The following is a 14,228-nucleotide window of genomic DNA, read 5'->3' as shown; positions in this document are numbered from 1 at the left end:
CCTCTTTCCTCTTATCCTCGGCCGATTTCTAAATCTTTATCGAGCATTTTTTTGTTCGCATTTAATACGCTTGTATTTGCTTCATACATTTTTTGAGCAACCATTACATTCGTCATCTCAGCTGTCACATCAATGTTCGGATAACGTACATATCCTTCTTCATTTGCATGCGGATGCGTCGGATCATACACAAGATTTTCATTTCGATCCGTTTCAATACTTTTTATTTTCACTCCGTTAGTAGGAGCTCCATCTAGCATGCTTGCAAAACTATTATTTGATTCCAACACCACACTTCGGCGGTGATACGGCTCTGCACCCGGTGCTCCCGTCGTATTTGCATTTACGATATTGTTAGAAGTAACTTCCATCCATTTTCTCGCTGTAGTTAGCCCTGAGCCACTTGCATTAATTGCCTGAAACATCGTTGTCTCCCCTTTTACTATTAACGTCCACGTGCTGCTTGGTTAATAGCGTATTGCGTATTAATTGCATTAATTGAAACACCGTATAATTGGTTTGTTTTCATTAAATCTAGCATTTCTGTCGTTACATCAACACTGTTTCCATCTTTATTCGTTTGCATTGATTTCGTTTGAATCTTTGCGTATGTATTTTTCGTATTTGCTGTTGGTAAGTGCATTACATTCGTTTGATATAAATCTGGATTACTCTTTAAATCCGCAGCATTTTTTTTGTATAATGCACTGCTCATATTCATTTGCTCAGCAAATGTTACATCTTGTGCTTTATAGCCAGGTGTATTCGCATTTGCAATATTACTAGAAACGGTATTTCGCTTCGTTACTAAATAGTTCATATAATGACTTACATCACTAACTAAATCTGGCATATTCCACACCCTTCCTTTTCCATCATGCTCGTTTAGCGCATGATCATCCACTGATGGAAGTTTCACTTTATTATTCATTTTCCTATATGTATTTATTTATTAAAATATTATCTATTTTGTACCCTTACATATTTTATTCCATTTTTCCATTGTTGTCTTTAGAAAAATACAAAAATATAAAAAAGAATATAAAAAACTGTATACGCGTAGTAATCCATGTAACATTTTGATATATAAACAATAAAAAAGAGCTTCCATACACTTCTCTCCATAAAATAAAGACATCTTATTTTTCATTGTTTGGATTATTACCATTCTTTTTATTACAGTCATAAAGTGAAACCTCAATCAGCGGAACGCCTTATTCAAACAATGGAATGGATCCCCTTTTAAAAGGGGTATCCATTTCCATACTTTCCTATTAAAATTTACCGTAAAACGAATTCGCTTTCATTCGTCCATCATTTGTCATAATCATTTCTTCCAAAATCTTTTGCTTATCTCGAATATGCTGTGCTGCCTTAATTATTAACGGACTCACTTCCGCCGCAACATCTGCGCGCGTCTCTTCATCCAATGTCATCATCCAGCGATTTAACATTGCACTCTTCTCAGCAAATTCCCCATCTGATACTTGCAATTCTCCGATTTCATTAAAACAGCCGACAAACGCTCGATAAATATCATTGGTCATTTTCAAGTGCTCCGCGGTAACCGTCTATTAAATCTTGTAACACTTGCACAATCGCATCCATATCGTTCGCTTCACGAGTTACTTTCATCGTTTGAATTTGAATGCTAATCCAATCATATAAACCAAATAGACTATCATATAAATCTTTCGTAATCTCAGGATTTAATTGAAGCTTTAATTCTTCAAAAATACGTTCTAGCTTTTCAAGAAGCACATCTCCTTCTTGGAGTTTAAAAGTATTTAAAAGTTCTTCTAAATTACGAAACTCTACAATACATCTTTCATAAATAAAAATTGTATTTTTAATCGGATTACTCGTCATAATATCATTTTGCATATAACGTTGCCATGCTTGCATACAATCACTTCCTTAACTTTCATTAATCATCACTTTTTTGTTTTGTCATTGCTTTAATAGTTTTCAATTGGCTATCAAGCTCCGCTAGTGTGCTTTCTAGTTTTTGATACTTCTTCACAATTTCATCTTGTTTTTGCAGATTTTGTGTTTCAATATCTTTAATCTTTTTATCTAAATCACTTACACGTGAATCAATGTTTTTTACACGCTCTCCGACTACACCTTTATCACCAAATAGTTTATCAAGTGGTTCTTCCATCATCTTCCCTAAACCGTTAGAACCAAAGAAAAATTGCTTCGCTGCATCCGGCTTGTCTTTTAACGCTTGTGTTAATTGTTCATCATTAACTTCCATCGTCCCATCTTGCTTTAATTGAATTCCAAATGAAAACAAATAATTACCATCTTGAGAAAATGTTACGACATTATTCATCGCTTGACGTACACTTTGCATAATAGCTTGACCTTGGAAAGCTCCACCTTTTCCAGCAAAAATATCTATTGTAGAAACAGCTTTATTATAATCAGCCACCATTTTTTTAATAATATTTGATGCATCTGTCACGTTGGAATCACTTACCGTAAATTTCAATTCTACACCTTTTGCTTTTGAATCTGTTGTTGTACCTGCATCTGGTGCTCCTTCTACTTTCGGCTCAGTTACTTTTAACAATTCAATTTTCACGCCCGGAAGAGCTTCAATTGTATTGGTAAAACTTTCAGCTTCAATACCATTAATACTATATTTGGCATTTTGCGCTTCATTAATTGTATTGACTGCTGTGCCATCCGCCTTAGCTAAACCAATATCTTGAAACAGTGTAGAAGTGTTCTCCGAAAAATCAATTTTCCCATCTGTTCCTTCTTTTTTCGAGGACATAAAAATTTTATCTCCAAGTGTATAAGCCGATACGCCATAATCTCCATCATTAATTTTATTTATTAAATCTTTATATGTCATATCAGTTGTTACTTTTAGATCTTTACCGCCTAGTTTTAATGTTTCATCTTTAGGAAGTTTTGCATTTATATCAGTAATAGGATTAGAAGCTATTTGATGACGCTGCGCAAGCTGTGTAATCGTCATATTAAAAGTTCCTGCAATCGCTCCACCATCAGCTTTTACATTAATATAACCGTCTTGTGTTGTTGTAACTTTTTTCTCATTCCCTTTAAAAGCCGCTAAGTTTTTAAAAGTTTGTGTGAAAGAACTAAATTCTGATTTTAAGCTTGTATATAATAGTTTATCTTGTGAAAGTTGGTTTTTTTCATTAGTATATGGTGTTTTTCTCATATCTAACGCTTGCATTTCTAATTCTACAAAGTTAGAAGTATCGATCATATTATTTCCGAGGTTCCAAATCTGTTGTCTACCGCCAATACCTGTTAACGTCCCTGCCATATTTCTCACTCCTTATTGTTTACATGTAATCTAAAATGCTCGTTTTACTCATCGTACTAACTGCTTTAAGCGTTGCTTCATAAGTTGCATTAATATACGCTAGGTCAGAAATTGCTACCGCTAAATCAACATCTTCAATTTCTTTACGGTTTTCTTGAAGTGCTAAATTTTGCTCGCTTAAAATCGTTTTAAACGTCTCCATTGTGTTCATTGTTGAACCAACTTCAGTTGTGCGGTTAATGATGCTATCTAAGTTTTTCTTATTTTCTCCTAATAATGGTTGCAAAGCTTTTTGATCACCGTTATTCAGCGCTTCACTCATCTGTTTTAACGTTTTTATAACTGGTGATAATAATTCTTCTCCGTTACGAAATGCTTTTAATTCATAGCCATCATTTAGTTGCCAGTTCACATCATTTTTTCCACCTTGATACGTACCATCTTCTGTGAATGGAACTTGTTCAGCGCTATCACCACCGAAAATATAACGGCCTTGCTCTTTCGTATTCGCTAAATATACAACTTGTTTTAAAATTTGATCAATCTCTGCACCGATTGCCTTCAATTCTTTTTCACTATTCGTCCCATTTAGCGCTTGTACTGTTAATTGATCCGCTCTTGTTAAAGATTTAAAAACACCTTGTAAAGTATTTTCAGTTTGTGTTAGTACATTTTTCGAATCCGCTAAATCTTTTTGCATTTGTTCAATATTTGCTAGCGAATGTTGAATCGCAAATGATTTACTTGCCGCAAGTGGGTCTTCGCTCATAAGAAGATTTTTCTTCCCAGAAGTTACTTGATTTCGATGATATTGCTGTTGCACATTCAAATCCATCATCTGATTCTTTGCCCAATTTGCATTTTGAAATGTAGATACTCTCATCTCTATCTTCTCCTTTATCTATATTTGAATTGGCGCGAAGAAGAAACCGCAACTATGTACGGCTATTCCCTTCCACCATCTCATATCTCTGGTCTTACACGGCTTGGTCCACTTAAAGGCTTGGTCCGCTTCTACCCTTCGGCGGATACTCTCTTCCATCATAAAAGAAAGAGCTTTTCCTTTTCTATTACGTGTTATCTAATAATCGAAAACAAACTATCAAACACTTCATTCATCGTCGTAATAGCTTTAGAGTTTGCGACAAAATATTTTTGGAAGGCCATTAAATTAACCATTTCCTCTTCCATATTAACGCCTTCTATACTCATCTTTTCTTCCTGAATACCTTCTAATAAATCTTTATGAATGTTTTGATAAGCATTCACTGCACTTTTATCAGAAGCTACACCAACTATAAATTGGTCTAATGCTTGTTTATAAGAAAGACCTTCTTTATAATCTCCCTCTGTAATTCCTGCTAGTTTATTTGCTGTTTCAGCAGAGATTTTCATTTTCGAAACATCTTTTGCGAATTCAGGGTTTAACTGAATATCTTTCGCATGATCTCCAACGAAGAAATCTTTTCCCATCACTGTATTCACTTGACCTTTTACAGAACTCATTAATTCTTCAAGGTTTTTCTTATAACTAGCAATCTTCGCTTTCGTATCTATCGCTGATTGAATTGCTCCACCATTTAAAGGAATATCCGATCCATAAATCGCAACAGACATTGGTTCTTTTTCTTTATTTAATTGAAGTGGATATGTATCTTGTCCATTTACTGTTAAAACACCATTCATTCTAACACTCGCGATATTAGGATTCATAGATTCATAAGATACTTCAATATTGGCATACTTAGACATCTCTGTAACGATGCGATCACGTTCGTCTAATAGTTGATTAGGTACTTGTGTCCCTGCTTGTCCAATTTTTTTATTCGCCTCTGCTAAACTAGCACCAAGACGATTAAATTCATTCACATGTGCTTCAATATCTTCTGTCGTCTGTGCTTCTGCTGTATCTAAGTTTTTCGCAAGACGATTTATCTGACTTGTGAACTTCCCAGTTTCAGAAACTAATGTATCGTAGTAGTTTGGTTGTTCTGGATTTTTTGCAACTTCACGAAAAGCATTGAAGAATCCATCCATTAAACTAGATAATGAATTTTTCCCTGTCGTTCCTACCATAGACTCTACTCGTGATAAAGTAGAATTCATATATGCGTAGTAAGAGAACTGTGACAACTGATCATTAAATTGCTTCGTTTTCACTTCATCTGTAATACGGTCAACTCCTAATGTTTGTACACCATAACCGATTCTCTGTTCAGGCGTATGACCGTTACTTGCTCCAACAGATCCGTAATTTACCATTTGACGAACATAACCCGGCGTATGAATGTTAGATAAGTTTTGTTTTGTCGTTTGTAATCCCATTTGGGCCGCTAGCATACCAGATAACGGCGTATTATAATCAGATAATCTCATAATGCTTCACTTCTCCTTTACAATAGTTCATTCATAAAGATTTGCGAATTATTGTTTTTCTCCAAATTGTATTCAGAAACGGAATCCACAATACTTTCTGTAGTTTTTAATAGTACGTTTAAGTAATATTGATTTTTCAAAAGAATCATTTTTACATTTCCTTCTAATTCACTTAAATTTTTTTGTAATTCTTCCATTTTTTCAATTTCTTCCTGAGAAAAATACAAAAATAGTGAACGCATACGCAAAGGTTCGATTTTCTTTTCCTTACAAAGCTGAACAACCATTTCCTCAAAAGAGCGAGATAATCCTTTTACACCTTCTATGTATTGCAATTGCTCTACTTGCAGCTTTTGAACTGCATTTACATTTTTATGTTTTAAATTCTCATATATTTGTTCGCCAAGCGTTTGAATATTTTCATATGCCTTTTGAATAATAACGAGCTTTTCATATAATTGTATGTACATATAGCTTCCTTCCTTCTTACAAGACTAAATTTACAATCAAACCATGAATTTCTCCAATTTGATTTAACATTTCTAAATGCCCTGTTTTCGTATTAATTAAATTCATAACATCTTCTAACTCAGTTAATCCCATTTCAGCTTGTTTTACAATCGTCATTTTCTGCGAATATCCGTAACGCGGATGACGAGACATAACATCTTTATACTGCAATACATTATCAACGTAAAAATTCAAAAATGATTTTACAGTATTTTTGTATTCCATAACATTATCGAGCGTTAACTCTAATTCGATTTTCTCTTTAATTTCTCCAATGTTATCAACAAGTGCTTCCATTTTTTCTAACAATTTATCTTTTTTCGGATCTGCATGCAAATTATCCGAAAAAGCAAGTCCTGTCCTGACATTTGCTTCTTTCGGCATTTGAGTAGCAGGCGGTATATGCGATAAAATTGGATTATGCGAGATAGAACGCAGCATATATATCACCTATTTATTTTTTTATTTCCTTCCAAACTTAATCGTAAAATCCAGTTATTTATAATTATACTCTGTACAATGATATTTTGCAGTTATTTTTTATAGAAGATATGTTACAATTTAGCATGAGGTGGCACAAATCTATGAATATTTTTCTTTGTGGTTCAAATCAATTAACAGCATTAGATCAGGAAGAAATAAAAAAATTTTTAATTGACTATGCTCACAAACATAAAATTTACATATTATGTTATAAATCTATTGAAAATGAAGTTCTTCGTTTTTTCATTGAAAATGAAAGGCTCGCTCAAAATTTATGCCTTTACACACTGCAACCGTTACATGTATTAACAGACGAATTTCAAGAAGTCGTTGATTATTTAAAAAAACACGGAGCAGAGTATGTTGCTTTTGATCATCCTTCCGACTCCATTTATCGATCAGATTATATGTTTTTTGTAAAGCAAATTATCGAAGATACCGATTTAGTTCTCTGTTTTTATAACGGAGATAAACATACGTCTGTCATTCCCGTTGACATTGCAAAAGAAGCAGGAATTGATGCTGTTATTTATGATTTACCAGGCTTACATGAAAAGCAGATGAAAAAAAGCTTTGAACAAAAAATTCGTATGATGTAAAGGGGGAGGCACAATATCGTTATTGTGCCTATTGTAAATATGAAAACTGAACAAGATTATGATTATTTTATCACGAGTTTTAAACAACAATTTAATATGGATCTTGCTTCCTATAAGCAAGATAGAATGCGCCGAAGAATCGACGCTTTCATTTCGAGAAAAGGTTTTGAAAATTACACAAACTTTTCAAATCATTTACGTACTGATCAAACGTTATTTTTAAGTTTTATTGACTATATTACAATTAACGTATCAGAATTTTTCAGAAATAAAGATCGCTGGCAAACGTTAGAGACGAAAGCTCTACCAAAGCTACTTGAACAAAATAATGGTAAATTAAAAGTGTGGAGTGCCGCTTGTGCTGCTGGTGAAGAGCCGTATACACTTTCTTTAATCTTATCGAAGCATCTAGCTCCATTTCGCTTTGAAATCCAAGCAACAGATCTCGATTACCATATTTTAGAAACTGCAAAACGCGGTCAATATACAGAACGCTCTTTAAAAGAATTACCTAATGATTTGAAACAGCGTCATTTCACAAAAGAAGATGATACATATATATTGCACCAAAACATTAAACAACAAGTCACATTCAAACAACATGATTTATTAATGCAGTCATTCGATACAAATTACGATTTAATCATTTGTCGTAATGTAATGATTTACTTTACAGAAGAAGCAAGAGTAAAGCTCTATGAAAAGTTTAGTCGTTCATTACGAAAGGGCGGCGTACTATTCGTTGGTAGCACTGAACAAATTTTAACACCTGAACGCTACAATCTTCAGCGCTTTGATACATTCTTTTACGAAAAAGTATAAAAAAAGGTCGTCATAATTGAAATGACGACCTTTTTTTATTATATAATACGAATCAATATGATACCTATAACCCATATGAAGAGAAATAGAGCCGTAACAGACCATTTATGCTCTTGAATCGTATGTTCCAACGCATGAGATAATTGCGTCATATTCATTTCTGCAAGTGCTCTCCACACGCTCACATCACGTTCTTTAGAAATACGATCTGTACCGCTAATTAAAATTGTTTCATTAGACAATTTCGTCATGTAAGCTGTAATAACCGTTATCATTAAATTTATATTTCCTTCTGAAGAATCACTTTCCACTCTAGAAATAAGAGCACTTACGTCAAGTAAAGGAATATGTACTTTTCGCCCGAATGAAAGCTGTACTTCAGCGAAATCATACGTCCCATCGAGTAACGGAATATCTTTTATATACGCTTGCTTAATAATCCCTTGTAAACTTCTAACAATTTGTTCATATATTTTTTCCGATTGCTTTCCTTCCTCGGACAACATATGTAACTTTGAAAACAACTGCAACACCGTATCCATTTCCTTAGAAAGCATTTCTTTTACAATCTTTCCATCACCTAAACTTGCAAGCAAAATCCCTATTTCATTGTTTTTCGAAATGATTTTGGGCTGCCCAGTAAACACAAGGTTACTCCGCTTTCGTTCTTTCTGAATTTCATGTTCTGAAATAGCTGCAGGCTGTTTTAATGGGTGTAGCGTCTTATTTTCAATTGTCGTACGTTTAATTTCCATTTAAGCGCCTCCACTACTATCAAATTATTAGCCCCATTCTTTATTACTCTTTAAAACTAAAAACAGTACAAATAATCCTGACATAACAGCAAACACATTAGAAGCTTGTACTCCCTGCTCACTTTTTTCCTCTTTCTTTTCTTGTTGTTCTTCTATTTTCTCTTTCTTTTTAGAAACGACTTGATTGTCATTTTCGCTTTTTTTCTCTTTATGAACCTTCACATTATTTACTTCCTTGTTGTCTGTTAACGACTCTTTTATAACGTAGTTGATTTCCTCTTTTTCTTTCAACGGCTCTTTTATATAAGAGTTCACTTTCTCTTCTTGCTTTGGAATTTGAACAACTGGAAGTTTTTCTTCTGGAAGCGAAATCTCTATTTTCGGATCTTCCTGCTTCTCAATTTCTTTCTTATCTTCTACTTCAATTTGATTCTCTTGCTCTTCTATCTTTTCATCATCTTTCACTTTTTGTTCGATGATAGAAACGATATATTCACTCTCTGTCACAAGCTTGTTACCTGCCGCATCTGTTACTTCCACAATAAGTTGGTGCGGACCAATAGGTAACGCTTCTGTTATTTCAATTATTTTCTGCCAATCCATGTCGTGTTTATTATAGTCTAATAAAAAAGTAATATCGTTACCGTCTTCTTTTCTTTTTAATATAACGCGCACTTCTTTAACAACCGATTCTATATCTACCGTTTGTACTCGTATATGAACGGATTCTCCCTTTTTCCGTTCAATTAAGTTCCCTTTTGCCTCATCAATACTAACTTTCTCTAACTTTGGCAATTCTTTATCTATAGTTGGTGCTTCATTGTTTATACGAATGAGCAGGACATTTAATTCGTTCTCTATTACTTCTTCCTTCTCATCTTCTTTATAGCTTTCAACGAGCCTAAGGTTCCAATCACCTTGTAAATCATATATTCCGGCCTTATAATTAGCGATCCATCGCTTCGTTTCTTCTTCATACTCAAAAGATATTATTCTCTCTTGTCTGTACTGCTCACCATTTTTTTGTAATTGTAATATGCCTTTTACACTTTGAATGTTTTTTTCATTTGGTTCTACAGCAATCCACACTTCTTCGCCAACCTTTAGCTCCTGCTTATTAACTGTAATAACCCCTCGGTCTGTTTCTATCGTTCTTTCTTCTTTTTGTTCTTTCCCTTGCTCATTTTCTACTGCTTTTTTTTCATCTTCAACCGAGGGCATTTCCACTTGTTCCGGCTGTTCCTGAACTTCTTTATTTTTTCCCTCTTGGTCATTCACTTCGCTTATATTTTGATCTTGTACACTTTTTTCTTCTGCCTGCCCTTGTGATGGTAAAGATATACATATATGTAAGAATAGCCAACTAACTAGAAAAAACTTTACGTTTTTCATCTATTTGTTCAAACTCCTATTTTGACGCCTTATAGCGATTTCGTCACTTTTACTCCGAAAAATCCATCTACATTTACAAGTTCTCCATACGCCACTAATACATCGTTCACATAAATTTGAATCGGTTCATCAATATCTTCATCAAGTACGACCGCTTCATTTTCTTGTAGACTTAAAATATCTTGAATTGTTCTCACTGTACTTCCAAATACAAATTTAACATTCATTTCTACATTTTGTAGAATAGATGCATCCATATATACTGGCTCAACTTGCTTGACTTCTTTATATTCAATTGGCTGTACGACTGGTGCAGGAATTTCTTCCTCTTCAACAACTACCTCAACTATTTCTTCTTGCTCTTCCACCATCGGATATAGAAGTCTTCTAACCATTTCTTTCGCTTCTGATATCGGTAGTATTTGATACATCTTTGATTGAAGGAGATCACCAATTTCAAGATTAAAAGTAATTTGAACGAGTTCGTCAACTTCCATCGACTCTCCCAAATATTCCATTTCTTCTTTTAAAGAAACAAATTTAACGTCTGGTGGTGTCATATCCATTTTTTCTTTAAACATTTCTGACATTGCTGTTGCAGCATGCCCCATCATTTGGTTCATAATTTCTTTAATGCCACTTAACTCTAATTCACTTAGCTCTTTCTCCGGATCAATTTCACCCGTTCCCATCATCATTAAATCTACCATTGTTAAAGCAACATCTTTCGTAAATACGAATACATTCTCATTTTTTAGTCCTTCAACAAAATCGACATTTAAAATAACAAACGGAACCGGTACTCCTTCATAATGACGAACATTAATCGCCTCTACATTTGGTGTACTAATAGTGACAGGCTGATTTAAAAGCGTCGATAGTACTGTTGAAGCCGAACCGATTGAAATATTCGCAATTTCACCAAGCACATCTTTCTCTTCTTGTGTTAATTGCTCTTTTTCTACATGCTCTTCTACAATCTCAGTTTCCTGCACTTCCGCCTGCTCATCTATTTCTTCTTCCACACCACCAGATAATTGTAACAATTTATTTATCATTCGCTTCGCATGTTCAACTGAAACAATTTGTACAAGTTTAGAGTTTATAAGATTATCTATTTTTAATTCAAACGATACTTTAACAATTATGTTACTCCCATTAATACTAGAGATTTTCTCCATCTCTTCCTTAAGTTTCACAATTTTAATTGTAGGTGGGGACATATCCACTGTATCCTGGAAGAATTCCGACATAGACGTTGCTGCAAATCCCATCATTTGATTCATAGCTTCTTGTACTGCACTTAGCTCTAATTCACCAAGCTCTTTTCCCTCTTCAACTTCACCTGTTCCCATCATCATTAAATCAGCAATAGATAAAGCAACATCTTGTTGAAGAACAAGAAGATTTTCCATATCTAATCCTTTTGTGAAATGGATATTTAATACAACATGTGGAATTTCAACATCACTTGTATCATATAAATCTACCAATTCTACTTGAGGAGCAGTAATACTTACTTGCCTATTTAAAATTGTTGATAATACAGTCGAAGCTGAACCAAATGATATATTAGCAATCTCACCAAGAATATCGCATTCTTGAGGCGTTAAATGTTCATTTTCTTTTTCTAGCACAATTGTGCCAGTATCCCCTTTTGTGTGTTGCTCAGGCATTTTTCCTGCCTCCTCATTTTTGTTTTTCTATCAAATGATTTAAACTCTCTATTACACTCGTTATATTTTACCAAACTTATCATCCGAATTGTGAACATGTATTTATTTCCACAATATGTGTAAACGACGGTTTTCATATACTTATATTATTAGTTCTACCCAAAAAGCTCCCCAATTGTATACAAGTGGGGAGCTTCCTTCATTCCTATTATAAACCTTCTGGGTTTAAAATGAGGACCACTCGTCCATCACCGAGAATTGTCGCACCAGAGAAATAGTTAGAGCTCTCTGCAAAGAAATCACCTAATGACTTTAAAACTATTTCTCTTTGACCGATAATTGTGTTTACAATAAGTCCATAGCTACGATGTGTATTACGAACAATTAACACAGGAACCATTTGACTATCATATGATGCGAACGCCTCATCTACTGTTTTTTCACCAAATACAGTACTTAAATGTTTCACTTCAATAATTTGATTGCGATAGTTTAAAACGTCTTTCCCTTGTAACGATTGTATGTCTTCTTTCTTAATTCGAATGGCTTCAACAATATTGCCAAGAGGCAAGGCATAACGCTTATCATTTGTTTGAACAAGCATTGATTGAATAATAGACAATGTTAAAGGAAGTTCAATTCTGAATGTACTTCCTTTTCCTTCTTCAGAATCAATAATTAAATGCCCACCTAAACTATGAATCGTATGTTTAACAACATCTAATCCAACCCCACGTCCAGAAAGGTCAGATACAACTTCCGCTGTACTAAATCCCGGTTGGAAGATAAGATCAAACACTTCACGATCCGTTAATTTATTTGCCTCTGATTCCGTTACAACACCATTTTTTATCGCTTTTTCTAATACTTTTCCTTTATGAATACCATTTCCATCATCAGTAATTTGAATTACGACATGATTTCCACTATGAAACGCCTCTAATTTAATAGTACCTGTCTCATTTTTCCCGGCATCACGTCGGTTTTCGACAGTTTCAATACCATGATCAATTGCATTACGAATTAAATGAACGAGTGGATCACCAATTTCGTCAATAACAATTTTATCAACTTCAGTATCTTCACCTTTAATTTGTAAATCGATTTTTTTACCTAAATCTTTCGCTAACATACGTACCATACGCGGAAAACGATTGAAGACCGTTTCAATCGGTACCATACGCATATTTAACAATACATTTTGGATATCTTTTGAAATATCCCCTAATCGATTTAAATGCTCGATTAACTCTTTATTTTGAATCGTTTCTGCTAATTCATCAATTCGTCCACGCTCAATTACACTTTCTTCAAACATATTCATTAATCTTTCGATTTTTTCTAACTGAACACGAATAGAACGATTCTCTACTTTAGCATTTTTCGTTTTTGTAGTACTTTTAGCCGGTGTAGTACTAGCTGTTGGAGTTCGTGCCTCTAGAGATGGATCCAGCTGCGTTGCTGCAATAGATTGTACGATTCCTTCTTCAGCTATATTTCCTTGCTTCACTTCTACTTTCTCAATTTCAGAAACGTGAAGCACCACCTGTTTCAATTCTTCAACACTACGATCAGTATCCATATATACTGTAAACTCAAATCCAAAAGCATCCGCTTCGATTTCTTCAATGCTTGGAACCGTTTTTTGTATATCCCCTACATTTTGTAATGCTTCAATACACATAATGGCACGTACTGCTTTTAAAATGGCTTGTTGTTCGACGGTTATATATACTTCATGTGAAACTGTATCATCATTGTTTATACTACTTTGCTCTACTTGTTCCATAGAAGCTTCTACATTCCCATTTAATAACGCTTCTAATTTATGCTTTGTAGATACAACATCAATATTACCCATTCCGCCCTGCTGCACATCTGCTACCATCTTTTCTAAATTATCAATGCACTCAAAAATGACATCAATAATATTAGCATTCACCATCATATTTCCATGACGGATTTCGTCTAAAACATTTTCCATCTTATGAGTTAAATCTGCCATTTCCGCAAATTCCATACTCGCAGACATACCTTTAAATGTATGAGCTGAGCGGAATATTTCCCCTACAACACCCATATCGGCAGGATTCTGTTCTAAATTTAGCACATTTTCATTTAGCGACTGTAAATGTTCTTCTGCTTCTTCAAAAAATATATTTAATAGATCTGTTTGCATTTTAATCCCCTACCTGTCTAACAAACATTTCATTTATGTATAACAATTTAGTGTTTTATAACGAGAAAAAAGGGGGCCACACGTCTATCCGCTATCATTGATTTGATTCTTTGTGGCACCCCTTCTATA

The 14,228-nt window shown here is 34.1% G+C and carries 15 protein-coding genes; 2 read left to right on the top strand and 13 right to left on the bottom strand.

What is annotated here, in order from left to right:
* Positions 1–11: 11 nt before the first annotated feature.
* The 9 genes from flgC to FT637_RS09020 all read right to left on the bottom strand — a co-directional run bounded on the left by flgC (position 12) and on the right by FT637_RS09020 (position 6,634).
* On the bottom strand, positions 12–425 hold the full coding sequence (gene flgC / locus FT637_RS09060) for a flagellar basal body rod protein FlgC (protein WP_002030933.1): 414 nt from the start codon (positions 423–425) through the stop codon (positions 12–14).
* 20 nt (positions 426–445) lie between these two features.
* Positions 446–931, bottom strand: coding sequence for a flagellar basal body rod protein FlgB (flgB, locus tag FT637_RS09055; protein ID WP_002012047.1), 486 nt, complete (start codon positions 929–931; stop codon positions 446–448).
* A 343-nt stretch (positions 932–1,274) separates the two neighbouring features.
* Positions 1,275–1,547 carry a flagellar biosynthesis protein FlgG gene (locus FT637_RS09050; protein ID WP_193645971.1) on the bottom strand — a complete coding sequence of 91 codons (273 nt, stop codon included), beginning with the start codon at positions 1,545–1,547 and terminating at the stop codon, positions 1,275–1,277.
* Positions 1,537–1,905, bottom strand: a complete 369-nt coding sequence (fliS, locus tag FT637_RS09045; RefSeq protein WP_193645970.1) for a flagellar export chaperone FliS — start codon at positions 1,903–1,905, stop codon at positions 1,537–1,539. Before fliS ends, FT637_RS09050 begins: the two co-directional genes overlap by 11 nt.
* A 22-nt stretch (positions 1,906–1,927) precedes the next feature.
* Positions 1,928–3,307 carry a flagellar hook-associated protein 2 gene (locus tag FT637_RS09040; protein WP_193645969.1) on the bottom strand — a complete coding sequence of 460 codons (1,380 nt, stop codon included), beginning with the start codon at positions 3,305–3,307 and terminating at the stop codon, positions 1,928–1,930.
* Between the two features lie 19 nt (positions 3,308–3,326).
* Entirely contained in the window at positions 3,327–4,190 is an 864-nt protein-coding gene (locus FT637_RS09035; protein ID WP_002149158.1) for a flagellar hook-associated protein 3, read from the bottom strand.
* Positions 4,191–4,384: 194 nt separating this feature from the next.
* The gene (flgK, locus tag FT637_RS09030; RefSeq protein WP_002168744.1) at positions 4,385–5,683 is read right to left on the bottom strand and encodes a flagellar hook-associated protein FlgK; all 1,299 of its coding nucleotides are present in this window, start codon (positions 5,681–5,683) and stop codon (positions 4,385–4,387) included.
* A gap of 17 nt (positions 5,684–5,700) precedes the next feature.
* Positions 5,701–6,153 carry a hypothetical protein gene (locus FT637_RS09025; protein ID WP_113770054.1) on the bottom strand — a complete coding sequence of 151 codons (453 nt, stop codon included), beginning with the start codon at positions 6,151–6,153 and terminating at the stop codon, positions 5,701–5,703.
* 16 nt (positions 6,154–6,169) lie between these two features.
* Entirely contained in the window at positions 6,170–6,634 is a 465-nt protein-coding gene (locus FT637_RS09020) for a YaaR family protein (protein ID WP_193645968.1), read from the bottom strand.
* Positions 6,635–6,777: 143 nt separating this feature from the next.
* Here FT637_RS09020 and FT637_RS09015 point away from each other — a divergent pair, with 143 nt between their 5' ends.
* Together FT637_RS09015 and FT637_RS09010 are read left to right on the top strand one after the other, a co-directional pair.
* The gene (locus FT637_RS09015) at positions 6,778–7,275 is read left to right on the top strand and encodes a flagellar motor switch protein FliG (protein ID WP_193645967.1); all 498 of its coding nucleotides are present in this window, start codon (positions 6,778–6,780) and stop codon (positions 7,273–7,275) included.
* Positions 7,276–7,314: 39 nt separating this feature from the next.
* On the top strand, positions 7,315–8,097 hold the full coding sequence (locus FT637_RS09010; protein ID WP_193645966.1) for a CheR family methyltransferase: 783 nt from the start codon (positions 7,315–7,317) through the stop codon (positions 8,095–8,097).
* 38 nt (positions 8,098–8,135) lie between these two features.
* Here FT637_RS09010 and FT637_RS09005 read toward each other — a convergent pair whose 3' ends face one another.
* The 4 genes from FT637_RS09005 to FT637_RS08990 form a co-directional block, all read right to left on the bottom strand.
* Positions 8,136–8,852 (bottom strand): hypothetical protein, encoded by a 717-nt coding sequence (locus FT637_RS09005; RefSeq protein ID WP_193645965.1) that lies wholly within the window; start codon positions 8,850–8,852, stop codon positions 8,136–8,138.
* A gap of 27 nt (positions 8,853–8,879) precedes the next feature.
* Entirely contained in the window at positions 8,880–10,244 is a 1,365-nt protein-coding gene (locus tag FT637_RS09000; RefSeq protein ID WP_193645964.1) for a transglycosylase, read from the bottom strand.
* A gap of 29 nt (positions 10,245–10,273) precedes the next feature.
* Positions 10,274–11,920, bottom strand: coding sequence for a flagellar motor switch protein (locus FT637_RS08995; RefSeq protein ID WP_193645963.1), 1,647 nt, complete (start codon positions 11,918–11,920; stop codon positions 10,274–10,276).
* Positions 11,921–12,128: 208 nt separating this feature from the next.
* Positions 12,129–14,099 (bottom strand): chemotaxis protein CheW, encoded by a 1,971-nt coding sequence (locus tag FT637_RS08990; protein ID WP_193645962.1) that lies wholly within the window; start codon positions 14,097–14,099, stop codon positions 12,129–12,131.
* Positions 14,100–14,228: the final 129 nt, after the last annotated feature.

Origin of the sequence: Bacillus cereus (assembly GCF_015071065.1) — a bacterium.
Taxonomy (GTDB): domain Bacteria; phylum Bacillota; class Bacilli; order Bacillales; family Bacillaceae_G; genus Bacillus_A; species Bacillus_A cereus_BA.
The sequence above is the reverse complement of the archived record's forward strand: the minus strand, read 5'-3'. Positions and strand labels throughout refer to the sequence as shown.

What these genes read in the sequence shown, in the direction of transcription:
- flgC (WP_002030933.1), bottom strand. Translation starts at nt 425, where the DNA reads ATGTTTCAGGCAATTAATGCAAGTGGCTCAGGGCTAACTACAGCGAGA.
- flgB (WP_002012047.1), bottom strand. Translation starts at nt 931, where the DNA reads ATGAATAATAAAGTGAAACTTCCATCAGTGGATGATCATGCGCTAAAC.
- FT637_RS09050 (WP_193645971.1), bottom strand. Translation starts at nt 1,547, where the DNA reads ATGACCAATGATATTTATCGAGCGTTTGTCGGCTGTTTTAATGAAATC.
- fliS (WP_193645970.1), bottom strand. Translation starts at nt 1,905, where the DNA reads ATGCAAGCATGGCAACGTTATATGCAAAATGATATTATGACGAGTAAT.
- FT637_RS09040 (WP_193645969.1), bottom strand. Translation starts at nt 3,307, where the DNA reads ATGGCAGGGACGTTAACAGGTATTGGCGGTAGACAACAGATTTGGAAC.
- FT637_RS09035 (WP_002149158.1), bottom strand. Translation starts at nt 4,190, where the DNA reads ATGAGAGTATCTACATTTCAAAATGCAAATTGGGCAAAGAATCAGATG.
- flgK (WP_002168744.1), bottom strand. Translation starts at nt 5,683, where the DNA reads ATGAGATTATCTGATTATAATACGCCGTTATCTGGTATGCTAGCGGCC.
- FT637_RS09025 (WP_113770054.1), bottom strand. Translation starts at nt 6,153, where the DNA reads ATGTACATACAATTATATGAAAAGCTCGTTATTATTCAAAAGGCATAT.
- FT637_RS09020 (WP_193645968.1), bottom strand. Translation starts at nt 6,634, where the DNA reads ATGCTGCGTTCTATCTCGCATAATCCAATTTTATCGCATATACCGCCT.
- FT637_RS09015 (WP_193645967.1), top strand. Translation starts at nt 6,778, where the DNA reads ATGAATATTTTTCTTTGTGGTTCAAATCAATTAACAGCATTAGATCAG.
- FT637_RS09010 (WP_193645966.1), top strand. Translation starts at nt 7,315, where the DNA reads ATGAAAACTGAACAAGATTATGATTATTTTATCACGAGTTTTAAACAA.
- FT637_RS09005 (WP_193645965.1), bottom strand. Translation starts at nt 8,852, where the DNA reads ATGGAAATTAAACGTACGACAATTGAAAATAAGACGCTACACCCATTA.
- FT637_RS09000 (WP_193645964.1), bottom strand. Translation starts at nt 10,244, where the DNA reads ATGAAAAACGTAAAGTTTTTTCTAGTTAGTTGGCTATTCTTACATATA.
- FT637_RS08995 (WP_193645963.1), bottom strand. Translation starts at nt 11,920, where the DNA reads ATGCCTGAGCAACACACAAAAGGGGATACTGGCACAATTGTGCTAGAA.
- FT637_RS08990 (WP_193645962.1), bottom strand. Translation starts at nt 14,099, where the DNA reads ATGCAAACAGATCTATTAAATATATTTTTTGAAGAAGCAGAAGAACAT.